Source organism: Ruegeria sp. CDSC068 (assembly GCF_059610545.1).
The window spans coordinates 1-26,033 of the sequence record NZ_JBXWNV010000003.1; the positions used below are offsets into that span (position 1 = coordinate 1).

General features: G+C 57.2%; 22 protein-coding genes, 1 pseudogene and 1 riboswitch. Of the genes and pseudogenes, 10 read left to right on the forward strand and 13 right to left on the reverse strand.

The window, feature by feature from the left end; translation table 11 throughout:
• The first annotated feature begins 96 nt into the window (after positions 1–96).
• Positions 97–1,074, forward strand: a complete 978-nt coding sequence (locus tag AC2FID_RS07505; RefSeq protein WP_496836142.1) for an HpcH/HpaI aldolase/citrate lyase family protein — start codon at positions 97–99, stop codon at positions 1,072–1,074.
• A gap of 249 nt (positions 1,075–1,323) precedes the next feature.
• The gene (locus AC2FID_RS07510; RefSeq protein WP_496755701.1) at positions 1,324–2,289 is read left to right on the forward strand and encodes a GlxA family transcriptional regulator; all 966 of its coding nucleotides are present in this window, start codon (positions 1,324–1,326) and stop codon (positions 2,287–2,289) included.
• A gap of 31 nt (positions 2,290–2,320) precedes the next feature.
• On the opposite strand, the gene AC2FID_RS07515 is transcribed toward AC2FID_RS07510, so the two are convergent.
• From AC2FID_RS07515 to AC2FID_RS07545, 7 genes are all read right to left on the reverse strand, one after another.
• The gene (locus AC2FID_RS07515) at positions 2,321–4,189 is read right to left on the reverse strand and encodes an adenylate/guanylate cyclase domain-containing protein (protein WP_496836144.1); all 1,869 of its coding nucleotides are present in this window, start codon (positions 4,187–4,189) and stop codon (positions 2,321–2,323) included.
• A gap of 66 nt (positions 4,190–4,255) precedes the next feature.
• Positions 4,256–4,948: a thiamine ABC transporter ATP-binding protein gene (locus AC2FID_RS07520; protein WP_058272051.1), complete on the reverse strand. Its 693-nt coding sequence runs from the start codon at positions 4,946–4,948 to the stop codon at positions 4,256–4,258.
• On the reverse strand, positions 4,935–6,482 hold the full coding sequence (locus AC2FID_RS07525; RefSeq protein WP_496836146.1) for a thiamine/thiamine pyrophosphate ABC transporter permease ThiP: 1,548 nt from the start codon (positions 6,480–6,482) through the stop codon (positions 4,935–4,937). Before AC2FID_RS07525 ends, AC2FID_RS07520 begins: the two co-directional genes overlap by 14 nt.
• Positions 6,458–7,438, reverse strand: a complete 981-nt coding sequence (thiB, locus tag AC2FID_RS07530) for a thiamine ABC transporter substrate binding subunit (RefSeq protein ID WP_496836148.1) — start codon at positions 7,436–7,438, stop codon at positions 6,458–6,460. The genes AC2FID_RS07525 and thiB overlap by 25 nt, the downstream gene beginning before the upstream one ends.
• Positions 7,439–7,471: 33 nt before the next feature.
• A riboswitch (TPP riboswitch) is annotated at positions 7,472–7,577 on the reverse strand.
• Positions 7,578–7,714: 137 nt separating this feature from the next.
• A complete protein-coding gene (locus AC2FID_RS07535; RefSeq protein ID WP_282119271.1) occupies positions 7,715–9,079 on the reverse strand; it encodes an ArsB/NhaD family transporter in 1,365 nt (454 codons plus the stop codon).
• Positions 9,080–9,103: 24 nt separating this feature from the next.
• Positions 9,104–9,592: a CBS domain-containing protein gene (locus AC2FID_RS07540; protein ID WP_058272048.1), complete on the reverse strand. Its 489-nt coding sequence runs from the start codon at positions 9,590–9,592 to the stop codon at positions 9,104–9,106.
• A 320-nt stretch (positions 9,593–9,912) separates the two neighbouring features.
• Complete coding sequence (locus AC2FID_RS07545; RefSeq protein ID WP_282169643.1) at positions 9,913–10,677, reverse strand: enoyl-CoA hydratase; 765 nt, start codon at positions 10,675–10,677, stop codon at positions 9,913–9,915.
• A 475-nt stretch (positions 10,678–11,152) separates the two neighbouring features.
• Between AC2FID_RS07545 and AC2FID_RS07550 the strand changes: the two genes are divergently transcribed.
• The gene (locus tag AC2FID_RS07550; RefSeq protein ID WP_496755705.1) at positions 11,153–11,938 is read left to right on the forward strand and encodes a HalD/BesD family halogenase; all 786 of its coding nucleotides are present in this window, start codon (positions 11,153–11,155) and stop codon (positions 11,936–11,938) included.
• A 237-nt stretch (positions 11,939–12,175) separates the two neighbouring features.
• Here the strand turns inward: AC2FID_RS07550 and AC2FID_RS07555 are convergent, their stop codons facing one another.
• Complete coding sequence (locus AC2FID_RS07555; protein WP_496755706.1) at positions 12,176–13,228, reverse strand: zinc ABC transporter substrate-binding protein; 1,053 nt, start codon at positions 13,226–13,228, stop codon at positions 12,176–12,178.
• A 56-nt stretch (positions 13,229–13,284) separates the two neighbouring features.
• Here AC2FID_RS07555 and AC2FID_RS07560 point away from each other — a divergent pair, with 56 nt between their 5' ends.
• Genes AC2FID_RS07560 through AC2FID_RS07570 form a run of 3 tightly spaced genes read left to right on the forward strand, consistent with a single transcriptional unit; the run spans position 13,285 to position 15,349 of the window.
• On the forward strand, positions 13,285–13,797 hold the full coding sequence (locus AC2FID_RS07560) for a Fur family transcriptional regulator (RefSeq protein ID WP_108859557.1): 513 nt from the start codon (positions 13,285–13,287) through the stop codon (positions 13,795–13,797).
• 2 nt (positions 13,798–13,799) lie between these two features.
• On the forward strand, positions 13,800–14,552 hold the full coding sequence (locus AC2FID_RS07565; protein ID WP_496836152.1) for a metal ABC transporter ATP-binding protein: 753 nt from the start codon (positions 13,800–13,802) through the stop codon (positions 14,550–14,552).
• Complete coding sequence (locus tag AC2FID_RS07570) at positions 14,552–15,349, forward strand: iron chelate uptake ABC transporter family permease subunit (RefSeq protein WP_282119277.1); 798 nt, start codon at positions 14,552–14,554, stop codon at positions 15,347–15,349. Before AC2FID_RS07565 ends, AC2FID_RS07570 begins: the two co-directional genes overlap by 1 nt.
• Positions 15,350–15,414: 65 nt before the next feature.
• Here the strand turns inward: AC2FID_RS07570 and AC2FID_RS07575 are convergent, their stop codons facing one another.
• The 5 genes from AC2FID_RS07575 to AC2FID_RS07595 form a co-directional block, all read right to left on the reverse strand.
• Entirely contained in the window at positions 15,415–16,152 is a 738-nt protein-coding gene (locus AC2FID_RS07575; RefSeq protein ID WP_496836153.1) for a maleate cis-trans isomerase family protein, read from the reverse strand.
• A complete protein-coding gene (locus AC2FID_RS07580; protein WP_496836155.1) occupies positions 16,149–17,216 on the reverse strand; it encodes a pyridoxal phosphate-dependent aminotransferase in 1,068 nt (355 codons plus the stop codon). Before AC2FID_RS07580 ends, AC2FID_RS07575 begins: the two co-directional genes overlap by 4 nt.
• Positions 17,213–18,865, reverse strand: a complete 1,653-nt coding sequence (locus AC2FID_RS07585) for a hydantoinase B/oxoprolinase family protein (protein WP_496836156.1) — start codon at positions 18,863–18,865, stop codon at positions 17,213–17,215. Before AC2FID_RS07585 ends, AC2FID_RS07580 begins: the two co-directional genes overlap by 4 nt.
• Positions 18,865–20,961 (reverse strand): hydantoinase/oxoprolinase family protein, encoded by a 2,097-nt coding sequence (locus AC2FID_RS07590; RefSeq protein WP_496836158.1) that lies wholly within the window; start codon positions 20,959–20,961, stop codon positions 18,865–18,867. The genes AC2FID_RS07585 and AC2FID_RS07590 overlap by 1 nt, the downstream gene beginning before the upstream one ends.
• Positions 20,962–21,223: 262 nt before the next feature.
• Positions 21,224–22,195, reverse strand: coding sequence for a TetR/AcrR family transcriptional regulator (locus AC2FID_RS07595; protein WP_496836160.1), 972 nt, complete (start codon positions 22,193–22,195; stop codon positions 21,224–21,226).
• Positions 22,196–22,374: 179 nt separating this feature from the next.
• Here AC2FID_RS07595 and AC2FID_RS07600 point away from each other — a divergent pair, with 179 nt between their 5' ends.
• From AC2FID_RS07600 to AC2FID_RS07615, 4 genes and pseudogenes are all read left to right on the forward strand, one after another.
• Positions 22,375–23,508 (forward strand): LLM class flavin-dependent oxidoreductase, encoded by a 1,134-nt coding sequence (locus tag AC2FID_RS07600; protein ID WP_496836162.1) that lies wholly within the window; start codon positions 22,375–22,377, stop codon positions 23,506–23,508.
• Between the two features lie 10 nt (positions 23,509–23,518).
• Positions 23,519–24,160 (forward strand): annotated as a pseudogene (gene ribB / locus AC2FID_RS07605) (3,4-dihydroxy-2-butanone-4-phosphate synthase); the annotation flags it as partial.
• Between the two features lie 54 nt (positions 24,161–24,214).
• Positions 24,215–24,592 (forward strand): nuclear transport factor 2 family protein, encoded by a 378-nt coding sequence (locus AC2FID_RS07610; protein ID WP_496698077.1) that lies wholly within the window; start codon positions 24,215–24,217, stop codon positions 24,590–24,592.
• A gap of 26 nt (positions 24,593–24,618) precedes the next feature.
• Complete coding sequence (locus AC2FID_RS07615; RefSeq protein WP_496836164.1) at positions 24,619–26,007, forward strand: amidase family protein; 1,389 nt, start codon at positions 24,619–24,621, stop codon at positions 26,005–26,007.
• Positions 26,008–26,033 lie beyond the last annotated feature (26 nt).

Sequence of the window (26,033 nt, forward strand, 5' to 3'; positions counted from 1 at the left end):
ATGGCGCGGTTGAAGCCAAGGTCAAAGCCGAGGTTGCAGAGCTTTGCGCTAAATTCCCGATCTATCCAAACCTGTAAGACGAAGGATCCCAAAACCATGAGCTTTCACAACATCGACCAAGCCCCCGCACGCCTGAACCGCAGCGAGCTGGCCGTTCCGGGCAGCCAGCCCGGAATGTTCGAAAAGGCAGCGAAATCGGATGTGGACGTTATCTTCCTTGATCTGGAAGACGCTGTTGCACCGGACGAAAAGGAACAGGCGCGCAAGAACATCATCGAAGCGCTGAACGATATCGACTGGGGCAACAAGACCATGTCGGTGCGGATCAACGGGCTGGACACGCACTACATGTACCGCGATGTGGTGGATGTGGTCGAACAGGCCGGTGATCGCCTGGACCTGATCATGGTCCCCAAGGTTGGAACCGCAGCTGACGTATATGCAGTCGACATGCTGGTGACGCAGATCGAGGACGCCAAAGGTTACAAGAAACGGATCGGATTCGAACACATCATCGAAACCGCGCTTGGCATGCAGAACGTCAGCGAGATTGCGGCCGCATCCAAACGCAACGAAAGCCTGCATTTCGGGGTCGCCGATTATGCGGCTTCAACCCGTGCCCGGACCACCATCATCGGCGGTGTAAACCCCGACTATTCCGTTCTGACCGATGCGGATGCAGATGGCGGACGCATGACGCATTGGGGCGATATGTGGCACTATGCGCTAGCCCGCATGGTTGTCGCCGCCCGAGCCAACGGCCTGCGCCCGATCGACGGGCCCTTCGGTGACTTTCAGGATCCAGACGGGTATCGCGCGGCAGCGAAACGCGCGGCCGTACTGGGATGTGAAGGAAAATGGGCTATCCACCCCAGCCAGATTGTCCTGGCCAATGAGGTCATGTCGCCATCAGATGCCGAAGTCACCAAAGCACAGCGCATACTCGTTGCCATGTCCGAGGCTGAATCGGCTGGCAAAGGCGCTGTGTCTCTGGATGGTCGCCTGATCGACTATGCCTCGATCCGTCAGGCCGAAGTACTGGTCGAAAAGGCTAGTCAGATTTCTGCGGCATAAGCATCTGTATTACAAGCATTCCTTGGCGCGGGGTCTTTTGGGTCCCGCGATTGGGTCTTAACGTCTCGTGGTCTACATATTATCTCCGCGACCGGCACCTTGGATTTGCGCGCGGACTTGCACCTTGCTTTCAATCTGATGATCGGTTCAAACTAAGCCCTCGCCAGTTATTTACAGCTGCCCCAAAGACTGACCGGGTCTTGCAAAAAAGGGCTAACGTGCTGGCAAAGAACAACAAGAACTCATCGAATGTTAGCACCTACAGACAGATCAAAGACTGAACAGCGAATAACATTCGAGATCTTCGTGCAGGCCGAGTTTGCGTATCTTGAGCTGTCATCCATCATTGCAGTTTTGCAGACGGCAAATGATGTTCTCAACCGCGATCTTTTTCGGTGGCAGATTTCGTCGGACACGCCCGGTCTGGTGTCCAGCAGTTCAGACCTGATTGTGCGGGCAACGCCTGCCATCTCTGACCAGTATCTGAGCGATTGCCTGTGTGTTGTGGGCGGTCAGTTGGGAGATGTCAGCACATGGCTGCGACGCGTCCGGGCAATGCAAAAACACAAACGACCGGTTGCCTTGTTTTCGGACGCGGCACGCGAATACATCAAGGCGACAGTGCAACAATCCGGGCCGGTCACGGCACATTGGCGCGACATTGGGTTGCTGCGTGAGATAGGGGATTACCCCATGCTTTCTGAATGTCTTGTTGCCCGAAATGGAACAGTGCTGACTTGCGCCGGGCACGGTCATACCGCCGAGGCGATCATCGGCATTCTGGCCGAGGTTCTTGAGCCTCAAGACAGGGCGGAACTGGCCTGTCAATTGATGCTGAACGACGTTCGGGGCCACGCGCAAGAGCAACCCAAAGGTCTGAGCGCGAACCCGAATTTCCTGGAAAAGCGGCTGCAAAACGCGATCCGCATCATGGAAGAAAACACCGAACACCCGTTGCCAACGGCCAGCCTTGCCCGCCGCGTGGGCGTATCTACCCGGCAGTTAGAGCGTCAGTTCATGCTGCACCTGAGCACATCGCCCGGAAAATTTTATAGAAAGATCAGGTTGAAAAAAGCGTTTACCCTGGTCTCGAACTCGCAAATGCCGATTATTGACATCGCCATAGCCTGCGGTTTTGCGTCAACCTCTACGCTTGCCCAGACATTCAAGGCCGAATACGGCAAAACACCAAAACAACTGCGGCGCACGGAGTGACCATTTTTCGGCCTCTGGAATTTCTGGCAGGTTATGCTGAGGGGTCAAGGGTCTTATCTGCATCGCAAAGGCGGTAGACATTTACTTTCCTTGAACGTCCTTTGACAGTGAATTCGCCACAGTCGATCAGATGAAAAGCCGGGCTGATCAGTCGGGCTGTGGCATCGCTGATCAAAATCGTGGTTTGCTCGTCACTTGGCAGCTCGCCTACCAGGGTCTCGATCCGGGCACAGGTGTTCACTGTGTCGCCGATCACCGTGTAATTCATCCTGTCGACGGCCCCGATATTGCCGACAATCAGCGGTCCGGTGTGCACCGCGATTTTGACGCCGTACTCGACGCCAGCCTCAGCTAGTGATCGCTTGATTGCCATTGCAGCCCGGCAGGCGCGTTCGGCGTGGTCCGTCTGGTCCTGGGGCGCGCCCCAGAACGCCATCGCCGCGTCGCCGATGTATTTGTCGAGCGTTCCGCCCTCGGCTTCTATACAGCGGTTCAGGATTTCGAAATGCCGGTTCAGCATTGCTGCCGTGGCTTGTGGCGTCATGGCCTCGGATGCGGGTGTGAACCCCACGATGTCGGCGAACATGACGGTAAGTTCGACTTCGCGCGGCAACACAAGGTTAGGGTCTCCGGTCTTTAGCATTTGCCGTACAAGGGTTCGGGGCAAATAAGTTTGAAACCAGCGCAGCCCGTCGAGCATCTTGTTGAAGGCCACAGCCTGAAGGTTCAGTTCTGAGACCCGAGAGGGGGGCAGGTGGTCGATTTGGTTCAGATTCAGTTCGCTGATTTTGATGGCTTCTTCGGTTGACCTGTGAATGGGTGCCGCCAATCGTCTGGCCAACACAAGCGCCGCAATGACCGAAGCGATCAGTAAACCAAGACTGACCAGGGCGGCATCACTCAGCCGGGACCACTGGTTGCTCCAATCGCTCAGTGGAGAATACTGCCCGATCACCCACGGCTCAGATCCGAAGCCGCTGACGATGCTTGTCAAAACCAGGTGTTCTCCGTCCAGCGCCTCGACCACATATCCGACAAATGTTCCATCGTTGCCCTGAAACTCGGGTGGCTGCATCAGCATTTGTGAGATGACCGCGTCATCAAGTGCTGCGACCGAATGCAAGGGGGCGTTTGAGCTTAACGTGTTTGCAGACAGGTTCAGCAATTTGGGATGGGCCAGAACGCGGTTGTCACCGTACAGAACAAAACCGGTTGCCCCGTATTTCCCGCTTAACTCGTCGACCAGGCCCGAGAAATGGTGAACGGTAGAAGAAACGAGCACGGCCCCGAGGAAAATACCGTCTTTATAGGCAGGTACAGTCGCTGAGATATGTGTCCGGCCCTGGTCAAAGAAGGGTTCGTTCCAGAACAAACCATCATAGCCTTTAACATCTTTAAGATACTGAAGCGTGCCTGCAGCCGGAGGCTCGTATGACGTTATTAAACGTGGCCCCTCAACATCGGTGATATGTGTTGAAATGAACAGACTGCCGTCAGGATACACGATGGCAAGATCTGTCAGATACGGGACCGAAGCCACCACGCCTTTGAAGTAGGCTCTCAGAAAATCGGTGTCGTGCAGATCGACTTCACCCGTGCTTGCGTCTTCTTGTAGGGATTGTGCCAGTTCCTCGATCGGTGTCGTCAGGCTGAAGATATCGTCTTCGATGGATTCGACGATCATCGCGGCAGACGTATTCAACAGTTCCGTCGTGTTCTGAAAATTGGCATAAGTCGAAACCAACAGAACCGCGCCGGCCGATAATGCCACCAGTCCGCCAATGGTCAGCGCCAGCAGAGTGGAAATTCGGATTTTCAACCTTGTCTGGCGGTTGCTTTGCGACCGGGCGCTTTTGTCGATCACGCCAGTGTGCTGCGTATGCTTGTCTTCGTTGACCATCTTTGAACGATATTTAGCTTGGCGACCCGTTACAACGTCTCGTTGACTTCTGAGGCGGGATCACCGCTAGCCAAGATAGGCACGCAGGCTTGGCGGCGGGTTGTCAAAGAGTTCCGCTGTCTGAACGGGGGCATGCACCGTTTCGTCTGCAACAAGTACGGTTTGGTCGGCAATACGGCGTGCATCCTGCGGATCGTGGCTGACCATCAACAGGGTCGTTTGGGTTTCGGCCACCAGATCGGCCACCAAATCCAGCATTTCGGCTTTCAAGGCTGGTCCAAGGGCTGCAAACGGTTCGTCCAAAAGCAACAGTTCGCGCCGCTGCACAAGTACGCGGGCCAGGGCAACCCGGCTTTGCTGTCCTCCGGACAGTTCCGAGGGTTTGCGCGCGCCCATACCATGCAAAGAAACCCGGCCCAGAGCGGACTGAACTTGAGCATCCTCGTCTGCGGACAACCGACCGTTTGGGCGCAGGCCCAGGGCGATGTTTTGTTCAGCCGTCAGGTGCGGAAACAGGTTTCCGTCTTGAAACAGCATCGCCATAGGGCGCTTGCCGGGATGCAAGTTAGAAATCTGTTGTCCACTCCAAAAAATCTGACCCTTTTTCAGATCCCGAAATCCAGCGATAGTCTCCAGCAATGTGGACTTGCCCGCCCCGGACGGGCCGACAATGGCAATGCTGTTGCCAACCTCTATCTGAATATCGGCGTTTAGGGTGAAATTCCCGTTTTCAATCACGCAGTCGTCAAGCTTCAGCATGCCAGCGCCCTCCTCGGTCCAATAACCAGAATGCGCCCATGGACAGCAGCAACAGCAGTAATGCCCCGCCGGCAGCAGCCTGCATCTGATAGGCACCCATCAAGCGGTAGATTTGCAAGGGCAGGGTCGCGATCTGCGGATCGGCGAACAGAGCGATCACACCCAGATCACCCATTGACAGAGCCGCCCCAAGACCAGCGGCGAACCCAATCTGCGGACGCATGCGCGGTAGCAAGACGCGCGTGAAAAACGTCCATTTTGTCATATCCAATGAAAGCGCGAGACGTCCGTGCCTGGCGGTTATGTCGCGCGCGGCGGGGACCAGAATGCGTAAAGCAAAGGGCAGGGCCATCGCAGCATTTACCAAAGCAGTGACAGGCAGAGCCAATGTCGTCGGGTTTGCCAAAGGCCGGATTAAGATGAACAGGCCCGTACCGATCACCAGTGGTGATGCGGCCAAACCCAAAATGCCACTGAGTTCCACAAGCCCGTACCGGCCGCTCGCGACGGCGGTGGCCATAGGCAAAGCAAGCAAAAGCAGGACTGCGGTGCTTGCAGCGGCAACAAGGACCGAGATCAGCGCAGCCCGAAAAACGATTGCGGGCATGTCAAACAACCCGGCAGCTCCCGAAATTACGACCGATGCCAAAGGAAGCAGCAAAAAGACGGCCGCTGCGACGATCCAGAATACATCTATCGTCGGCGCACCCCCGTCCCAGCGGCGCAAGGCGCGGTCGAGACCTGTTCCAAAACCGTCCCCGCGCGAAAACTTCAGCGCCACCAAAGCGGTCACAGCTGTCAGGGCAAGTTGCAGGGCGGATAACAGGGCGGCGCGACCCAAGTCGAAATCGTAGGTAAAAGCCTGATAGATTGCCAGTTCGATTGTTGTAGCCCGTGGCCCTCCGCCCAAGGTCAGGGCGACGGCGAAGCTGGTCAGGCAGATGGCGAAGATTACCGCCAGAACCCCGGGCAGGGTCCGTTTGAGCATGGGCATCTCGATCAGTCGAAACATGGCCCTGCCATTGCAGCCCAGTTGTGCAGCCAAGCGAAACCGTTCGGCAGGAATTTCCTGCCAGGCTTGCAACACAAGGCGCGTGGCCAGGGGCAGGTTAAAAAACACATGCGCCAGTACGACCCCATGCAAGCCGTAGACGCGTATGGGCGGCAGGCCGAAAACGCCAAGGAAGTCCGACATCCATCCCGACCGGCCAAAGACTTGCAGCAGACCCAGAATGGCAACGATGACCGGCAGGATGAAGGGCGCGCCCAAAAGCGCAATTAAAGCCCGTCGGCCGGGGAACCTCCGACGTGCCAAAGCCCGCGCAACCGGCACGGCCAACACCACGCTGAACAATGCGGACAGCGTGGCCTGGGTCAGCGTGAAGCGCAGCGCAGCCCAGTCGGCGGGACTGAACCCGCCGCTGGTTTCAGCACGCAGTGCAACCGCCGCAAGAGTGCCCAGGATCAGCGCGGCGACCAGGGCCGCTGCACCGATACCGGGCCATGGGCTTACTGGCTGAGCGCGTTCTGCCATTCTGCCAGGGCCTGATCCCGCACGGCGGCGGCTTCATCGGGGGAGAACAGCAGCGACTTTGCCGGCACTGTCAGGGTGTCGAACCCTTTCGGCAAACCTTCTGCCGGCGTTACGGCCGGGTACATCCAGTTGGTTGTTGGAATGATCTGCTGGAACGCGTCCGAGACCATGAACTGCAAAAACTGATCCGCCAGTTCGGCCTGATCCGTCGCGGCCAGTTTTGCGGCGACCTCGACCTGCAGATAGTTGCCCTCGTCAAAAGCAGACGCAGCCTTGCTGCCATCGTCCTCGGCAATCAGGTGATAGGCCGGAGATGTCGTGTAGCTGAGAACCATGTCCGACTCGCCCTCAAGGAACAGACCGTATGCCTCGGACCAACCTTTGGTGACAGTCACGATGTTGTCGGATAGACCAGCCCAGATTTCGGGTGCTTCGTCACCATAAGCCGCTTTGACCCACATCAGCAGACCCAGACCGGGCGTGGACGAGCGAGGGTCCTGGATGATGATCTTGGTGTCGCTATCCGCCAGCTCCCGGAAGTTCGCAGGCGCGGTCGCATCCGCTTTGTGAACAAAGGCGAAGTAGCCCCAATCATACGGGGTGAACGTGTCATCGGTCCATTCGATCGGCAGCGCGAAGTCGGCAGAAACGGAATTGGGCGCAAACAGGCCGGTTTCCCGGGCCGCTGCAATCAGGTTGGTATCCAGACCAAGCACGACGTCGGCGTCAGAGTTTTCACCCTCAAGCCGGACACGCGACAAAAGTGCGGCACCATCTTCGACGCCCACGAGGTTCAGCTCGCAGTCGCAGGTTGCCTCAAAGGCTTCTTTGACCTGCGGGCCGGGGCCCCAATCGGATACAAAGCTGTCATAGGTGTAAACGGTTAGCTGAGGCTTGTCGGCGGCGATAGCCGAAGTTGCACTCAGAAGTCCCGCAGCAATTAGCAGATGTTTCATGTCATCCTCCATTGCGGCGAGAGGGCAAGGATGGATGAAACCGAAACCCTTCCCTCCGCCGGTTCTAGCCGGTTCAGGTTCTACGGGTTCGCTTGATAAGCATCTCAGCGCGGCAGGCCGTGCTCCCCGAGGTGAGGCCGTCACTAGGGGGGATTGGCTAGAAAGACAACCAAATTCGGTGCCTCAGCGCGGTGCGTGTCGCATGCGGGCAAGTAAACCTGTCCGGAGTCGGACGCCCTTTGAACCTGTAATACGTTTGGTTCAAAGGGCCATAGGTCAGAAGTAACGCAGCCAAATATAGACGTTCGCGATCATCAGGGTCAGGATCATGATCGGGAATGCAATTTTGGCGAAGGCGATGAAGCCGATGGGCTGCTTGGCCTTTTCCGCAAAAGCAGCCACCGTAAGGTTGGCGCTTGCCCCCAACAGTGTACCGTTGCCGCCCAGACAGGCCCCAAGCGCCAGCGACCACCAAAGGGGTTCAATCGCGTCCTTGCCGCCGAACGTGTCTGCGGTGGACTCGATCAGAGGGATCATCGTTGCCACGAAAGGAATGTTGTCGAGGATTGCGGACAAAATGCCGGAGGCCCAAAAGATGAAGAACGCGGTCCACATCATGTCGCCTTGGGTCAGCTCCAGCACTTTCTCACCAAAGAATGCCAAGAGGCCAACATGTTCAACACCGGCAACAATGACGAACAGCCCACCGAAGAAAAAGATTGTGACCCATTCAACTTCACCAAAAATGTGGTGAACCGACTCGGATTGTTCTTCACCGCTTTGGTGGCCATAGGCCAGCAGCATCAACAGGCCAGCACCGGCCAACGCTGACGTACCGGGCTGAATGCCGTAGCTGTGCCCCAGCGTGAACCCCAGCAAAACCAGAGCCAATACGGCCAGAGACTTGATCATCAAGACAACATCAGTAACCGCTTCGGATTCGTTGAACCCCATAATCCGATCGCTGGCCGATTTCGGAATGCGGGCCAGTTCCTTGCGGTTCATAAGGTAAATAATGCCGGTCAGGACAACCAGACATATGGCCGAGATAGGCGCCAGGTTCACCACGAAATCGTTGAAGCTCAACCCTGCGGCCGAGCCAATGATGATGTTGGGCGGGTCACCGATCAGCGTCGCTGTTCCCCCCACGTTCGAGGCTAGAATCTCGGCAACAAAGAACGGGAACACACGCGTTTCCAGGGCTTCAGTGATCAGCAGCGTAATCGGGGCGATCAGCAAAACGGTCGTCACGTTGTCCAGCAGGGCCGAGAACACCGCCGTAATCAGCGTCAGCATGATCAGGATGCCGGTTGGATTGGCTTTCACCGTTTTTGCGGCCTTGATCGCTACGTATTGGAACAATCCGCATTTGCTGGTGATCCCCACGATGACCATCATGCCGATAAGCAGTGCCAGAGTGTTGGCGTCCACACCCGCCACGGCCTGTTCCTGATTGATGATGCCAAACAGGACCATCAGGGACGCGCCCAGCATCGTCAGAATGGCGCGGTTAACCTTTTCGGTGATCAGGACCGCATACACCAAAATCAGAATTCCGGTCGCGATCCAAAGCGGATCAATGCCCAATAGTTGTGGAACAGAGAGAGCGGCCTCTCCGTGTGACGTCGAATGCGTAGCCAAGGTTTTAGTCCGGTTTGTATAGGGTTAGCTGAGTGCGCGATCCAAAAGCGAGTTGGCGCTTACGGTGCCAACGAAACGGTTGGTTTCGGGCTCAACAAGGATCACGTGCCGTTTGAATTTGTAGATCAGGAAGATGCCTTCCATCACCGGCGTATCAGGTGCAGCGACAGGGATGTTCGAGGGCCTCGACATGTTGTCGCGAACCTTTTCGGTCTTCAGCCGCTCCATCTGTTGTTCGAAATCATCCCGCGTCAGATTCATGAAGCTGAGCGAGTCGATCGCGACGCGCGACGCATCATCATTTAGACCGATTGTAGCCGCCTTCGGCAGAATCAGTTTCAGCAGCGTCGGGGCGGTAAAGACGCCAACATAAGTCCCGTCTTCAGCCACGACAGGCAGAAACCGTGCCCGGCTGCCCCTGATGATGTTGAAAGCCGTGGCGATGCTTTCATCCGGCAGAATGGTCTTTTGTACCTCAGGCGGCACCATCACGTCATAGCAGGTTAGGCCCATGCTTTTCCTCTGACTTCACGCGGCTATCGGGTGAAACGCCATCCAACAGCCACAGGGCACGCCCTATTTCGGCTTGTTAAAGCGTGTCAGGGCGAATCAAAATTTGTTGATGCGCACTGATTCCATTGCCGGGCGGAATTGACCAGCCCGGTAATGAAATTAAGTTGATATCCTTTCGTTATTGGCGACGTAGGCCAATTACGGAAGGTTGGTTTCAGCTTGGGTTTGCGTCAGTGGCGTTTTGTGCCTCAGCTTTCGTTTCCGAAATAACTGGGGCTGCCTTCGAGGCGAGGAAAGCCGTAGTCCCTCAAAGGCGCGGGTCAGCCGTAATTCGGTGCGCGTTTTTGCAGTTTGGCCGCAACGCTTTCGGCGAAATCCGGGGATTGTAGCTGCGCGGCAAAAATCTTGATTTCCGCGGCCATGTGTCCGGCCACTTCGTCACGCTGATTGCGGATCAGGGTCTTTGACTGTTTGAGCGCTACCGGGGATGAGGCTGCAATGGCTTTTGCGATCTCCTGGACTTCGTTCATCAACTCACCGTCGGCAAAGACGCGCGCGACCAACCCGTGGTTCAGGGCCTCGGATGCCGTCAGAACCCGCCCGGCCAGCAAGACGTCATTGGCGACAGCCATACCGAGAGACGCAGGCAGCAACATCGAAGAACCGGCCTCGGGCACCAGACCCAGTTGGACAAATGGAGCGCTGAATGTAGCGCTGTTCGCGGAATAGACCAGATCGCAGTGCAGCAGCATGGTCAGGCCAACACCAATTGCAGAACCGTTGACTGCGGCGATCAGGGGTTTCGGACAATCCCGGATCGCATTCAGGAACCGAATAATCGGATTTTCAGCGTCACCCGCCGGAAGACCGCCTGTCATAAAGTCCTGCAGGTCATTCCCGGCCGTGAACATATCGCCTTCACCAGTGATGACCAGCGCCCGGGCTTGATCGGTTTGACCGTATTCTTCGATGGCTTCAGCTATCGCGGTATACATGGCAAAAGTGATCGCGTTTTTCTTGTCTGTGCGAGAAATCGTGACTGTGGTGACGCGATCCTGAGTGCTGACGATGATATGTTCGCTCATGGCGTTATTCCTTGGATGTCCGGCGGAATTTGTGCCGCGTCGGCTGTGGGTTTCCTGCATGTGGGCAAGTTCGTATGCGGGCAAATAGCCTGCGTCAACAAATCAGGGCGGTTACCTCACGTCGCCGGGCGAGTGTGCCAGATTGATCCCCACTGCTGAATTCAGTGGTGCCTTAACTTTGCAGCGCAGCTACGACTTTTTTACATCTGGAGGAGATCTACGTCTTTTTGCGTAAGCTATCCGGTAATCCTGCCGCAAAGGGATCGGCGACATGCTCATCCTGATGAGGGTCTCCGACTTTTAATCCATCGCCGTCATTTCTACTGAACAAGCGCCCTCAGGAATAGGCGCTTTCCGCCGGGCAATCCGTTTTTCGGTCAGTGCTTTTGAAATTCTTATGCTCCCCAAAAAGGCTATCCATTGATAAAGCCCTGTTTCAAGCCCTGCTCAGGATAACAGGAAAGGAGGGTCGAAGGTGCGTGAAGTCTTAAACTTGGATTTGTATCCATTGGACCAGCCGGGCAGCATGGCCTGGCACAGCCTGATCGAACGCTGCAAAGCCGATCTTTCTGAGAATGGATTATTTAACCTGCCTGGCTTTGTTCGCGACAGTTCGCTGGAATCGGCGGTGTCTGAGCTGCAACCGTTTTTTGCCGAAGAGGCTTTTGTCCACGCGCGGCGGCACAACATCTATTTCAGGACGTCTATCGAGGGCCTCGGCAGCGACCATCCGGCCCTGACCCAATTTGAGACGTCTAACAGAACGATTTGTGCCGATCAGTTGGGGCAGGCCATTGTGATCCGCCTCTACGATTGGCCGCCATTTGCGCAGTTTCTGGCTGCGGTCATGGAAAAGCCAAAGCTTTTTGTGATGGATGATCCGCTGGCCCGCGTGAACGTCATGGCTTACTCAGCCGGGCAGGCCCTGAACTGGCATTTCGACAGGTCCGAATTCACCACAACGCTGCTGTTGCAGGCGCCGTCTGCGGGGGGTGAATTTGAGTACGAAAAAGACCTGCGTAGTGATGACAACCCGAATTACGATGGGGTGGCTGAATTGCTGGAAGGCCGGCGCAAGCCCACGCTCATGAAACTGCAGCCGGGGACTTTGAACATCTTCAAAGGCAAAAACACGGCGCACCGCGTCTCGCCTGTTCAAGGCGACCGCGACCGTATGATTGCCGTGTTTTCCTTTTATGATCGGCCAAACGTTCAGTTCACACACGAAGAACGCATCGGGTTTTACGGGCGCGCGTCGTGAGCCGGGATTGCGCATGCCTGACCCGTAACTAGTGTCCGGATCGTTGATCCCGACACCGCTACAGCCTCTGACTGCGTCGTTCTGTTGGTAATTCTAGAAGAAATCTGGCTGAGTTTCCAAAAGGGCGAATGCCGCGAGCACCGAAACGAAAAAACCAAGTTTCCGAGAAACCTTTGTGCCCCCGGCGATGTTCAGCCCGCTCTGGATTTCCATGCCAAAACGGGCTGCCCTGTCAGGTCATAGGCATTCCGCCAATGTTTTTGCGATGTTCCGGATCATTTGCGGGTACAGCTTAGCCCCGGGTTCAAGATCAGAACCTAGTGGATCTATCACACCGGTATTCGCTTCGGTTCCGTCCAAGACAGTGGCGACGATGCCTGGGTTGAATTGCGGCTCTGACAGAACACAATTGATCCCTTCTTCGCGAATGCGCCCCTGAATCTCAGAAATCCGCGCCGGGCTTGGATCTGACGCGTCACTAAGCGAAATCGCACCCGACGCGGGGAAGTCGAAGGCGTTCTCGAAATACTGATAAGCATCGTGGAAAACGATGAAGTTACTGCCGCGTACAGGTTCCAGAGTTGCACTCACTTCAGCGGAGAGGGATGCCATCTCTTCGCGGGCAGCCGCCGCGTTTGCGAAATATGCACCCGCATTGTCCGGGTCCGCTGCGGAAAGCTGCGCGGCAATCACGTTCAGCCAAGTGTCGGCGTTTTTGGGCGAAAGCCAGGCATGCGGATCATGATCGCCATGCGCGTGGTCATGGTGGTCGTCGTGTTCAGCATGATCCTCGTGATCGTGGTCTTCATCCGCGGCATGCTCTTCGTGGTCATGATCGTCATGGTCTTTGTCGTCGGCATGATCCTCGTGACCATGATCGTCATGGTCCTCCTCTTCAGCGTGATCTTCATCGCCATGATCATGCGCTTCAAACAGCGCGTTCTCGCGGAAATCCAGTAGGACGGTGCCATCCGTTTCGAGCAGGGGGGTGACTGTCGCTCCGTTGGTCAGGTTCTCGACTGCGCCTTCCATCCATGGGGTCAGGTCCTCGCCCATCCAGAATACCAAATCCGCATTCTGCAGGGCAGCCGCCTCGGAAGGGCGGAGGTTGTATTCATGCGGGGACGCGCCGACTTGTACGATCAGGTTCGGTGCGCCAACACCTTCCATCACGCGCGCCACCAATGAGTGCACCGGAGCAATATCAACGGCAACATTTGGGACATCGGCCATCGCTGTGCCCCCCATCAACGCAGCCGTGACCGAAACAGGAAGAAGCTTTCTGGACATCAAACCCTCTATGTGATTTTATAACGTTGCGAGTGGCATATATGATATGGAATAACATGACAAGTGAGATGAGACCTGCACCTGCTGAAGACTCCGCCCTTGTCGGATTCCAAAAGCACGACCACGCGCACTGCGTCGAAAGTAGCCTGACCGTTGCCGAGACCCGGTGCAAAGAAGAAGGTCTGCGGCTGACTCCCGTGCGGCGCAAGGTTTTGGAGATGCTGCTGCAGGAACATCGGGCCTTGGGTGCTTATACAATTCTTGATCGATTGCGCGACGAAGGCTTCGGATCGCAGCCACCAGTGGCTTACCGCGCCCTCGATTTTCTTGTCGAGAACGGGTTTGTCCACAAAATCGAACGGTTGAACGCATTTGTCGCCTGCGCACATCCCGGGGCAACGCATTCTCCGGCCTTCATGATTTGCAGGAAATGTGATGCTGTGGCCGAAACACATTCAACACCCGCGAAGGGAGAGCTGGGCGCAGCCGCGCGGGCAGTGGGTTTCGAGATCGAGCGGACCGTTGTAGAAGCCGAAGGCGTTTGCCCCGACTGCACCGAAAAGGCGTAGAAATGAACCTGATTACCGTAGAAGACCTCAGCGTTAGCTATGGGGCCAATACCGTGTTACGGCACATCAACATGGGGGTCGAACCTGGTGAAATTGTGACCATCGTCGGCCCTAACGGTTCGGGTAAGACAAGCCTGCTGCGCGCCATAATCGGTGCAATCAAACCGTCTGCCGGGCAGGTAAAGCGAAAGCTGGGGCTGAGAATTGGCTACGTCCCGCAAAAGCTGCATATCGATCCGACCCTGCCGATCACCGTCGAACGGTTTATGCGGCTGACCCATCGCGCGTCAAAGAAGGATTGCGCGACTGCGCTGGAAACGGCCGGTGTGCCCGATCTGCTCAAGCGCCAGATGTCACAGCTTTCGGGCGGACAATTCCAGCGCGTGCTGCTGGCGCGGGCCTTGATCAACCGACCCGAAATCCTGTTGCTGGATGAGGCCACGCAAGGGTTGGACCAGCCTGGTTCGGCTGCGTTTTATCGCCAGATCGAAGACGTGCGTCAGGAAACAGGGTGCGCTATCATCATGATAAGCCACGAGCTCCACGTGGTGATGAGCGCCTCGGACCGGGTGATCTGCCTGAACGGCCATGTCTGCTGCGAGGGCTCACCTGCGGTTGTGGCCTCGGCCCCCGAATACCGCGCGTTGTTCGGAACCGGAACAGGTGGAGCGCTTGCCCTTTACCGCCATGATCATGATCACAACCACGATCATCATCATAATCATGGAAAAGACTCACAGGAAGCCGCAGAATAATGCTTGATGATTTCATGACCCGGGCCACACTGGCCGGAGTGGGCGTGGCCTTTGCTGCGGCGCCGTTGGGGTGTTTTGTGGTGTGGCGCCGTATGGCCTATTTCGGCGATGCCACAGCGCACGCAGCCATTCTTGGCGTGGCCTTGTCGCTAACGTTTCAGATGTCGGTTTTTACAGGTGCGCTGGCCGTCGCCTTGTTGATGGCGCTGACCGTGACGCTGTTGGCAGGTCGTGGGTACGCAATGGATACGTTGCTGGGTGTCATGGCACATTCCGCTTTGGCATTTGGTCTTGTGGCGGTTTCATTCCTCTCCGGTGTCCGGATTGATTTGATGGCCTATCTGTTTGGCGACATTCTGGCCGTTTCCCGTTCGGATCTGGCCGTCATCTGGGGCGGCGCTGCACTGGTCGTAATTTTGATTGCCTGGCGTTGGTCCCAGCTGTTGACGGCGACGTTGAACGAGGAACTGGCCTATGCCAGCGGGTTCGACCCCAAGCGCGAACAACTGGTTTTGACGCTTGCACTGGCCATCACGGTGGCAGTCGCCATCAAAGTTGTGGGTGTTCTGTTGATAGCGGCGATGCTCATCATACCAGCCGCTGCGGCGCGCAATCTGGCGCGGTCACCGGAAACGATGGCCCTGATTGCAGCGGCAATTGGGGCGACGTCTGCTGTGGCTGGGTTGAGGGCGGCTTATGTCTTCGACACGCCGGCCGGGCCCTCGATTGTCTGTGTCGCCGCCATTTTGTTTGCCTGTTTCAGCTTGCTTGGTTGGCAGCGTCATACCAACTCCTGACAGTCGCCGAAGAACTGCAGCTTATGTAATCGGGGCGTAGAAGTGCCACTTGCCTTCGCTGTTGATCAAAGAGTGTCGAACAGACGCCCAAGTAACGTTTCGTGACGCGGTAGATTCAGCGCTTTCAGCAATCCATAGACCATCGCTTGATTGGAGGTAATGACGGGTTTGTTCAGCGCAGCCTCAATCCGTTCAATCGCCTCGACCGAGCGCATGTCTGTGCAGCTTAGGACGATTGCCTGCGCGTCCGGGTGATCAGCTCTGCACGCCAAGTCGAACACCTCGCCCGGGGTCAGTTCACCTTGCCCATAGTTGCCAAGTTCGCGGCCGACATCGACACATTTGACAGTCTTAATGCCATTGCGGAGCATGAAGTCCATCGCCTGTTCATTGATCTCGCCCAAATAGGGCGATGAAAAACCGACCTTTGTTGCGCCGACTGCTTTGATCCCAGCGATCAACGCCCCTGCAGCGGTCAGCGAAACTGCACCCGAGCCCGCCTTGATCTGCTGGGCCAGCTCTGCATCAAAGGACGGTCCGTGGGTCAGCGTCGCCGAGGTGCAGCCATACAATACCACATCGGGGCGTATGCCCGAGATCATCCGCAGGTCGTGAGTGATATCCGATGCACCCAACCCCGCCATCTGATCCGAGCCGGGGATTTCATCCACGTCATACCCGCCCATACGTTGAAAATGGACTGTGGTGTTGGGCGGCCTCAACAACTCCATATCCGGTTCGAGGTTGGTGTTGGTGAAAGGTACCAGAACACCGATTTTGGCTGCGGTTCGTGTTTCGGTCACTTCAATGCTCCCTTCAGGGCGGTCAGGGACCGATCCATGATCGGCGTCTCGCAGATTGTGGCGCGCAAGCAGTGGGTTAAGCCGTATCCTCCCATGCCGCGCATTAGTAGGTCGTCCGCCCGCAGCGCCGCGTCTGCCCGTTGCGCATCCTGCGTTGAGGCAAAGCGCAATAGCACAAAGTTTGTGTGGCTTTGAGGAATGATTAGGCCCAACGCACGACATTCCACGGCAAATCGTTCACGGATTTCAGTCGTGCGGGCAACCACATTTTGCATATGCGCCTGATCGCGGATCGCTGCAACTGCCGCCGCCTGTGAAGCGATGGAAATATTGTTTGGATTAAGCAATTTGCGCAGTTCAGCCGCAATCTCGGGCGGGAAGTACCCCCATCCTGCACGCGCTCCCGCCAGGCCATAGGCCTTGGAAAAGGTGCGCATGATCACGGTGTCCCCTCGATCGCTCAGCGCGAAGATATCGGCCGGATCATGTTTGTGATCGGAAAATTCTGCATAAGCCTGATCGACGACGAGTAGAACATCCGCGGGCAGTTCCCCGCGCAGACGAAGGATCTCGGAATTGGGGATTAGGGTGCCGGTCGGGTTGCCAGGGTTGCAGACAAAGATGATCCGCGTTTCATGTGTGACCGCGGCGATGATATCGTCGACGGATACGGTCAGATCCACTTCACGCGCCTTGACGTAATCGGCCTGAACCTGAGCGGCTGCTGAGGCGACAAACGCATATCCGTAATCCGTGCCAAGGACCCGATCACCGCGCCCGGCATAGGCGCGGATCAAACAGCCGATCAGCTCCATCGAGCCTGCTCCGCACAGCACCCGTGCCGGATCGAGTCCATGCACATCTGCAATTGCTGTGCGCAGTTCCAACCATTCCGGATCAGGATACAATTGCAGATCGGCCATTGCGTCACGACCCGCCTTGATGGCAGCGGGGCTTGCGGGAAAGGCGCTTTCGTTCTGGGCCAACGAGATGGTGTTTTGGCCGCCGAGATCGGCCAGCGCATAGGCCGCCATTGCACTTATGTGGGGAACCGGGCGGATCATGATTTGCTCCCATAGGACTTTGCGCCTTCTGCGCTGATCAGACCGCGCTTGAGGTCTAGGGAGACTGCCTGCGGGTCTCGCTCGGCTGGGTCACCAAAACCACCGCCTCCGGGTGTCTCAAAGATCAGGTAGTCGTCAGCTTCAACGCGCAGTTCTCCTTTGCCCGGGATATCATTTTCGCTATCGCGGAAGCGAATACGACCGGGTGCGCCGGGTTTTCCACCCATGCGTCCGAGGGCGGGGAATTTGAGGCGCTCAACCGACAGGAAAACGAGGAAGGGTGCGCCATTGGCCGAGGTCATCTCGATCCGTTGGCCGAGACCGCCGCGATACTTGCCTGCACCTCCTGAATCCTGGCGTAGTTCGCGTTTCCAGATTGTGACCGGGGCCACGCTTTCCGTGATCTCGACCTGAGATCCGAACACACCCGACGGGTAGGCTGTGGCAGACAAGCCATCCGCGTGTGGCCGGGCACCGGTGCCGCCATTATGTACAGGTTCAACCGCGAATTCCCGACCTCCATCACGCGCCACTTCGGGTGCGTGCCGCATCGGCAGATCGAACATGCAGGATGCGCCCTCGGCGGGGACCTGATCTGGCAGGACCTGATGCAGGCATCCTAGCACCAGGTCCGGTGTTACCTGTCCTAGCGTGTGCCGCATTGCTACCGGGGCGGGGCGTTGTGCATTGAGGATGCAGCCTTTTGGCCCGTCCACTGTAAACGGTTCCAGTGATCCGGCGTTGTTGGGGATGTCAGACCCGACGATGCAGCGTAGGGCGAAGACGGTATAGGCGGTCGCATAGTTCAGCGGCACATTGATACCCTTGCCCGAACAGCCCGAAGTTCCGGTGAAATCCACATGCATGCCCGTTTTGCTGACCGTCAAGGTCGCGTGCAGCTCCAGTTCTTTTTCATAACCGTCCATCCTCAGAAAGTTTCTATAGGTGCCTGCGGGCACTTCAGCGATGGCTTCAAGCGTGCCTCGGCGCGAGGTGTCGATGATGTAGCTGCCCAGTTGATCCAGATCGTCGATTCCGAACTCATCCATCATATCGAGCAGGCGGTTCACGCCCGCTTCACAGCAAGCGACCAGTGCATATATGTCGCCCTCATTAGCAATAGGCTCGCGGCTGTTGGCGCGGACAATGTCCAAAAGCAAAGCGTTCGGGACGCCTTGTTCGACCAGCTTGCAGGGTGGGATCAGCAGGCCCTCATCATAGATATCTGACCCTTCGGGGCCCATTCCAAGGCCGCCCAGATCCACAAGATGCGAAGTGCATGAAGTAAAGCCGACAACTTTGCCGTTTTTGAAGGCAGGCATCATCAGCAGAAAGTCGTTGAGGTGTCCCGAAGCCAGCCACGGGTCATTGGTCATGTAGATATCACCGGGCCTCATGTCCTGAACAGGGAAATGACCGCGAAGATGCATTACGGCTTCGGCCATCGTGTTGATGTGCCCGGGCGTTCCGGTGACCGCCTGTGCCAGCATCCGACCCTCGGCGTCAAAAATCCCGGCAGAAATGTCGCCGCATTCGCGTACAATGGGTGAGAATGCGGCCCGGATCAGGGTCTGACCTTGTTCTTCAACCACCGCAAGCAGGCGGTTCCACATGACTTGCAGGCGAGCGGGGGAAAGATCGGTAGGCATCATACACCTCCTTTCTGATCTTGGATAAGGATGAGGTTTCCAATGGCATCCACATGCGCCGAGAAATCAGCAGAGACCAAGGTCGTCGTCTGCGGTTCCGTGATCAGCGCCGGGCCGCAAACCCGGTCGCCGGGGTTCAGGCTGTCACGTGGCACAAAACCAGCCTGCTTTATCTGACCATCTACATCGCAGGTGATGGGGCGGGTTTGGGCCGATGTGATAGTTGTCAGAACTGGCGTTTCCGGCAAATCTGGAACATCCGCATCTGGGGTTGCGACGCGGACAGCCCAGTTCAGGATCTCGATTTGCATTCCGGGCACGGGACGCGAGAATTGTTTACGGTATTCCGCCTCGAAAGCATCGGTCAGCGGTTTTATGTCTTCGAATGTTAGGTCGCGATCGGGCAGGGCAATCTCGATCTCGTGGCCCTGACCGTTGTAGCGCATGAAGGCCATGCGTTGTGTTTGAGTGGGTGCGTCACCGGCGCCTTGGGCAACCACGCGGCTTGCCCCGTCGATCATGTCGGAGAACAGGGTGTTGACCCGTTCCAGATCCAGGGATTCAAGTAGAGAGTAGCGTGATCTGACGATCTCAAAACCGACCGGAGCAAACAGAAAACCGACCGCGGATCCGACGCCCGGATTGGGCGGGATCACAACGCGACGGACCCCGGCGGATCGGGCCACACGGCTTGCGTGCAGGGGGCCGTTGCCGCCAAAGGCGATCATCGTACGGGAACCAAGGTCCTTGCCTGATTCCACTGCATGCATCCGGCCCGCGCTGGCCATACTTTCATCGACGATGCGACTGACGCCGTCGGCGGCCGTTGTGCCGTTCGTGTTCAGACACGCGGCGATGACCCGGTTCAGCGCAGCTTCAGATGCTTCGGGGTCGATCTTGATAAACCCTTCGGCAAATGTGTCCGGCACGATATAGCCCAGAGTGATGTCGCTGTCAGTCACGGTTGGCTCGGTACCGCCCCGCCCAAAGGCCGCCGGACCGGGTTCTGATCCGGCCGATTTTGGACCCACAGTCAACCGTCCCAGACGGTCGACCCCGGCGATTGAGCCGCCGCCTGCGCCGATCTCGATCATTTCGACCACAGGGATACGTACAGGCATGCCCGACCCCTTGATGAACCGCGCGGCCCGCGCGATTTCGAATTGGCGCGAGGTTTGAGGCCGCGCATTGTCAATCAGGCAGAGCTTCGCAGTCGTCCCGCCCATGTCGAAAGATAGAACCTCTTCAATCCCGGCCCGCGCTGCGATCCGTGCGGCCAAAATTGCTCCGCCCGCCGGCCCGCTTTCGACCAGCCGGATCGGAAATCGTGAGGCCGTCTGAACGGTGCACATTCCGCCACTGGCCGTCATCATCAGGATCGGACAGGTCACGCCTTCTGTCTGGAACCGTGAGGCAAAGCGCGCCAGATAGCTTTCCATTAGCGGCTGGATGTAGGCATTGGCGACCGTGGTACAAAGCCGGTCGAACTCGCGCGCCTCGGGGCTGACATCAGAGGAAATTGAAACTGTCAGGCTGGGGCGTTTTTCCGCGAGAATTTCGCGCAACCTGCGTTCGTGCGACGGGTTGGCGTAGGCATGCATCAAACAGATTGCGACCGCTTCCGCGCCGGTGGCATCCAGCTCGGCCAACAGCGCGTCTATCGAACCAGTGTCCAGCGGGATCAGCACATCCCCTCCGGCATCCATCCGTTCGCGAATGGTCAGCGCCCGTTCGCGTTGGACCAGCAGGTCCGGCTTTTCCAGGTTGATGTCATATTGCGCATATCGCCGCTCATACGCGATTTCCAGAATGTCGCGAAAACCTTCGGTCGTCACGGTCGCCACAACGGCGCCTCGACGTTCGATCAATGCATTGGTCGCCAGTGTCGTTCCGTGGATGAAACCTGTCACCTCATTCAACGACCGGCCGGACTCCGCCATGACACGTCTTGCGCCCTCCATCGCGCCATCTGCGGGATTTTTGTGCGTCGTGAGCGTCTTGGTCGAAGCCAAAATGGTCTCATCGTCCGAGACGAGTACCGTATCGGTAAAGGTGCCGCCGATATCAATGGCTAGGCGTAAGGTTTGAGATGTCATGAGAGTGTCCGAATTGTCCGTTGTCTGGGCAGATGGCAAAGGGCGCAGAGCGCCTGCCATCATCCACTGACGACGAGGTCACAACCGGTTGCGCGGCGATCCAGAGGGTTAGGACTACAGAGCGTTGTCATATACGCAGTTTGACACACCCAAGACGCGTCGCAAGTTGGTTTGCGACCAAATCGCCCGGAAGCGACAGAGATGTGCGACTTGATTGCCTAAGCGTTTGTGCATCAACCACCCAGAGTGGTTGATGGTTCGCTCAGGATTTCTTGGAGGGAGCAGCCCTGACCAAAACGCCATCCATGATAAGCGCCTTCAGGCTGGTCCGGATCTCGCTTTCCGGGAACTTTCCGATGCTCCAATGCCGGAGCGACCAGACATTACAAAGGAAATACAGATAATTGGCCATCAGCTCTGTGTTCATGGGGCGGAACACTTTCTGTTCGACCCCTTTGTCCAGAATGCCTTTCCAGCGGCCCATGAATTCACGCTCCATATCAAATACACGCGCGCGGTTCTCGGCGGACATGGACCGTGTTTCCGAATAGACCAGATTGATATAGCGGCGGTTTTCACCAATGTAGTCGATGTACCGGTCAACCGCTTTTTCAAGGTTCTGATCGGCGGGGCCAGTGAACAGCTCTCCGGTATCGAAAAAGTCGATGATGTCCTGCATGCACATCGTAGTGATCAAGTGCAGTATGTCATCTTTGTCCTTGATGTACTTGTACATCAGCGGAACCGACAGCCCAGATGTTTTGGCAATCTCGCGCATCGATGCATTGCCGAACCCATGCTTGGCGATCACCTTGCACGCGCCCTCAAAGATCTGCCGCCGCCGTTCCTCGGCGGTGTCGGACAGGGCGCGGCGCGGCTTTTCAGCCTGAGTGGATTTTGGCGTTTCCGCCAGTTGTGCTTCGACTGAGAACGTGCAGGTCACTTCCATCAGCGTGGCAGCTTCACCGGGATTGTGCCCGGCCTGAACGATCGAGACACGGTAGGAGGTCAGCGGCGAATCTTCTGGCGACATGCGTATGGCCTGGGCCTCGATTTGCCCCTGTCCCGCAGTTGCCAGATTCGTGGCCGACGTGTTGACCAGTGTTGGTTGCAAAGTGTCGCCGAGACGTCTGAGTTCCTCGCGCGCAGCATCAATCGCCAGCGCAACGCACACGCCATCTAGCTGCGATTTATTAATAAATTCATCAACTTGCGCAGCGGAATACAAAAACACGCGGCTTGCCTCCATAGGACCCTACCTGAGGGCAACATGTTGAAATCCCTATCTCTTGTCCAGTTGGAAATCGTCGCAGTGTCGTTGCGACGTAGGGAAAAACAATTCGGGGCTTGACGAAATTGCCGGCTGTATGGGAATGTTAGTGAACGTTAATTCACACGCCAGGGGACGCCTGCATGAAGTTCAAGATTCTCGCCATTCCATTCGCACGCCAGCATGGCGAGGACACTCAGCTCGCTGGACGTGACCCTGCGCGGTTCAACAAGATGATGCACACGATGCGGGATCAGATGGTCCTTGCCGAAGAGCTGGGCTATGACGGCTTCTGCCTGACTGAGCACCACATGCAGGTCGAAGGCGTTGAATGCACCACGAACCCGCTGTTCTGGAACATGTACATCGCCCAGCACACCAAGAACTTCAAAGTTGGTCAGTTGGGGATGAACCTGACCGCGATGAACCCGATCAAGACTGCCGAAGACATCGCCATGCTGGACCACATGACCGGCGGCCGCGTCTTCGCAGGGTTCTCGCGCGGGAACACGCCGCGCTGGACGGCGACCATGGGGCAGCACCTGGACGTCACCTCGGCTGAATCTGACAAGTCCGAGGCCGACCAGCGCAACCGTCGCGCGCTGTACGAAAACTGGCGCCTGATCAAATCGCTGTGGACCGACGACCTGACCGAACATCAGGGCGAGTTCTGGAACTTCCCGTCGAATGTCGAGTGGGAGTTCAATCCGACCAAACTCTGGGGCGGTAACAGCCCGGTTGATAGCAACAAGATCCTGCGCAAATCGGGCATCGTTCCCCGGCCGCTGCAAAAGCCGCACCCAAAAGTATATGCGCCGTTCTCGTATTCGATGGAAACTGCCAAGTTCTGGGCGTCGGAAGGGGCCAAGATGGTGTCCTTCGTGACCGCCGACAAAGAAGAATTCATGCCGGTGATTCTTGAGAACTGCCTGAAGGCCGCGCATGAAAACGGGCTGCCTCAAACCACCAACAACGACGTTCTGGCTCTGGGTGCGCATCTGATGATGGGCAAGACGCCGGCCAAAACCAAACAGTACCGCGAAATGTTCGACAACCTGTGGTTCTCGGCCTACGACGCGCCGCCCTATCACGTCCCACTGGGCCGCGTCTGGGACGGCTCGCGTCAACAGGTTCTGGACCAGGTCTGTGAACTGGCCGAGCGCTATCAGATCGACGAATTCTTTGTCTGGCACCACGTAAACTACTTTGGCGACGAGATCGAACAGGAAGCTCTGATCGAATTTGCCGAAGGCGTCATCAAGCCTCTGAACGGATAAGGGGAAGACCGTGTTCAATCTGCATGAAGTTTATCAGCTGTCGCCCATCGAAGAGATCATTACGGATTGCGAACAAGGCCGTATGGTAATTCTTGTCGACGATGAAAACCGCGAGAACGAGGGCGATCTGGTGATTCCAGCCGCCTGCGCGGATGCGGCCGCGGTAAATTTCATGGCGCGCTTTGGTCGGGGTTTGATCTGCATGGCCATTCCGCCCGAGCGGGCCGAGCAGTTCAGCCTTGGTCCCATGACAGCGTTGAACACGGATCCACATCATACGGCGTTCACCATTTCAGTGGACGCAAAAGAAGGCGCGACCACCGGCATTTCCGCCAGCGACCGGGCGCGGACCGTCGCACTTTTGGCTTCCGACAGCGGCTCTTCGGCAGATCTGGTTTCGCCCGGGCATCTGTTCCCATTGGTGGCGAAACCGCACGGCGTGCTGGAACGCGAAGGTCACACCGAAGCCGCTGTTGATCTGGCCCGCCTGTCCGGGCGGGGGGATTCCGGCGTGATCTGCGAAATCATGAATGATGACGGTGAAATGGCGCGCCTGCCGGATCTGCTGGAATTTGGGGCCCGGCACGGCCTTAAGGTCGGCACGATCGAAGACCTCAAACGGTTTCGCCAGGACCTGCTTTCCAACAAGGCCGCCTGACAGCCAATACCACCTGCGTTTCAAGACACTCATGACCGAGGATATCCTATGACCGCATTTGCCGAGATCGAAACCCTGATGCAGGCGTATATCGAAAACCTGCATGACGGAGACATCAGCAAGACCGACCAGATGTTTCTGCCTGAATGTGATCTTTGCTGCGCCAACGAGGATGGCAGCTATATCCACATGACGCTGGAGAAATACAAAGAGGTCATCGGCGGTCGCGAAAGCCCGAAATCCAAAGGCTATCCTGTCTACGGGCACACAATCTCGATCGATCAATCAGGGCCGAATACAGCCTTTGTCAAGATCGACTGCGCCGTGCAACCCCGATACTTCATCGACTACCTGTCGCTGGTCCGCACAGGCGAGGGCTGGAAGATTGCGGCCAAGGTCTATTACGTCCAGCGCAACCAAGACTGATCCCCTTTATCTGATCGAGTCCCCGAATGACCGCCCCAAATTCCCAACTTTCGGCGCGTGCCACGGTGCAAGCCTTTGCCCGGCTAGAGCTGTCTCCGGTCGAGGTCACGCAGGCTGCGCTGGCCCGTATTGAGTCGGTAAATCCTAGGATCAATGCGATTTACCACGTGGATGCCGAGGGCGCGCTTGAAGCGGCCCGGGCGTCCGAGAAACGTTGGCACGACAACATACCAATGGGTCCGCTGGATGGCGTGCCGACAACAGTCAAGGACGCAATGGATTGCATCGGTATGCCCGCCTATCGCGGCTCGGCGGCGGGTGAGGCATCGGTCAGCACAACCGATCATCCCACAGTCGCACGCATGCGCGAGGCCGGTTCCGTGATCCTGGGCAAAAATACTATGTGCGATTATGGCATTCTTGCAGGCGGAGTGAGCTCAAAGCATGGGGTTACCCGTAATCCATGGGATGTATCGCGCACGACAGGCGCATCATCTTCGGGCGCGTCGGCCAGTGTTGCCGCCGGGATCGAGCCGGTTTCGATCGGCACCGACATCGTGGGATCCATTCGTCTGCCGGCCTCGTATTGCGGCCTGGCCGGGCTGAAGCCCAGCCAGGGGCGAGTGCCCTATTACGTCTGCAACAGCCCGGCGATCACGGCGGGGCCGTTGGCCCGCAATTTTGGCGACGTCGCGCTGCATATGAATGTTCTGACCGGAGAGGATACGCGCGATTTCGCGGCATTGGCACGGGACGGCGTGAACTATGTTTCGCGCCTGACGCGCGGCGACCGCAAAGGTATGTCAGTTCTGGTCATCCCCGAGCTGGGCTTGGGCGAACCGGTGGCGGAAGATGTTGAGGCAGCGCTGGAACGGACGGCACAGGTTTTGCGGGATATGGGCGTTCAGGTCACCTATCTTGAAACCGCACCGTTCAGTCGAACGGACTGGGGTCCCGCCGAGGCGTTCTACAAAATACGTACCCTGTCCGAGCTGATGCGCCAACCCGAGGCCGAACAGGCGAAAACGCCCTATATTCGCGACTGGACCAACGATGCACGCGCTTTGTCCGCTGTTGAGCATCAGCGGAATTTCGACCACACGCAGGTGTTGCGCGAACGTGCGTTGGCGCTGATTGACGGCCATGATTTTGTCCTGCTGCCATCGACACCGGACACCGCCTTTGCTGCCGACCTGCCGGGGTCTGACCCCGATAAGCCGTTCGAAAGCTGGGCCAATACCTTCCTGTTCAACCTCACTGAGCAACCGGCATCCAGCATTCCGGTCGGACTAGACCGCAACGGGTTGCCGATCGGTATTCAACTGGTCGGACATCGCTTTGACGATCTGGGCGTTTTGCAAATGTCGTGGCGGATCGAACGGGACATCGGAGAAATGCCGCCTGCGCCTCTGTGACGGACGCAGATGCAGAAAAACACATT

Bases quoted from the DNA above. Each gene is read 5' to 3' on its own strand.
- AC2FID_RS07505 (WP_496836142.1), top strand. From the start codon at position 97: ATGAGCTTTCACAACATCGACCAAGCCCCCGCACGCCTGAACCGCAGC.
- AC2FID_RS07510 (WP_496755701.1), top strand. From the start codon at position 1,324: ATGTTAGCACCTACAGACAGATCAAAGACTGAACAGCGAATAACATTC.
- AC2FID_RS07515 (WP_496836144.1), bottom strand. From the start codon at position 4,189: ATGGTCAACGAAGACAAGCATACGCAGCACACTGGCGTGATCGACAAA.
- AC2FID_RS07520 (WP_058272051.1), bottom strand. From the start codon at position 4,948: ATGCTGAAGCTTGACGACTGCGTGATTGAAAACGGGAATTTCACCCTA.
- AC2FID_RS07525 (WP_496836146.1), bottom strand. From the start codon at position 6,482: ATGGCAGAACGCGCTCAGCCAGTAAGCCCATGGCCCGGTATCGGTGCA.
- thiB (WP_496836148.1), bottom strand. From the start codon at position 7,438: ATGAAACATCTGCTAATTGCTGCGGGACTTCTGAGTGCAACTTCGGCT.
- AC2FID_RS07540 (WP_058272048.1), bottom strand. From the start codon at position 9,592: ATGGGCCTAACCTGCTATGACGTGATGGTGCCGCCTGAGGTACAAAAG.
- AC2FID_RS07545 (WP_282169643.1), bottom strand. From the start codon at position 10,677: ATGAGCGAACATATCATCGTCAGCACTCAGGATCGCGTCACCACAGTC.
- AC2FID_RS07555 (WP_496755706.1), bottom strand. From the start codon at position 13,228: ATGTCCAGAAAGCTTCTTCCTGTTTCGGTCACGGCTGCGTTGATGGGG.
- AC2FID_RS07560 (WP_108859557.1), top strand. From the start codon at position 13,285: ATGACAAGTGAGATGAGACCTGCACCTGCTGAAGACTCCGCCCTTGTC.
- AC2FID_RS07565 (WP_496836152.1), top strand. From the start codon at position 13,800: ATGAACCTGATTACCGTAGAAGACCTCAGCGTTAGCTATGGGGCCAAT.
- AC2FID_RS07570 (WP_282119277.1), top strand. From the start codon at position 14,552: ATGCTTGATGATTTCATGACCCGGGCCACACTGGCCGGAGTGGGCGTG.
- AC2FID_RS07580 (WP_496836155.1), bottom strand. From the start codon at position 17,216: ATGATCCGCCCGGTTCCCCACATAAGTGCAATGGCGGCCTATGCGCTG.
- AC2FID_RS07585 (WP_496836156.1), bottom strand. From the start codon at position 18,865: ATGCCTACCGATCTTTCCCCCGCTCGCCTGCAAGTCATGTGGAACCGC.
- AC2FID_RS07590 (WP_496836158.1), bottom strand. From the start codon at position 20,961: ATGACATCTCAAACCTTACGCCTAGCCATTGATATCGGCGGCACCTTT.
- AC2FID_RS07600 (WP_496836162.1), top strand. From the start codon at position 22,375: ATGAAGTTCAAGATTCTCGCCATTCCATTCGCACGCCAGCATGGCGAG.
- AC2FID_RS07610 (WP_496698077.1), top strand. From the start codon at position 24,215: ATGACCGCATTTGCCGAGATCGAAACCCTGATGCAGGCGTATATCGAA.
- AC2FID_RS07615 (WP_496836164.1), top strand. From the start codon at position 24,619: ATGACCGCCCCAAATTCCCAACTTTCGGCGCGTGCCACGGTGCAAGCC.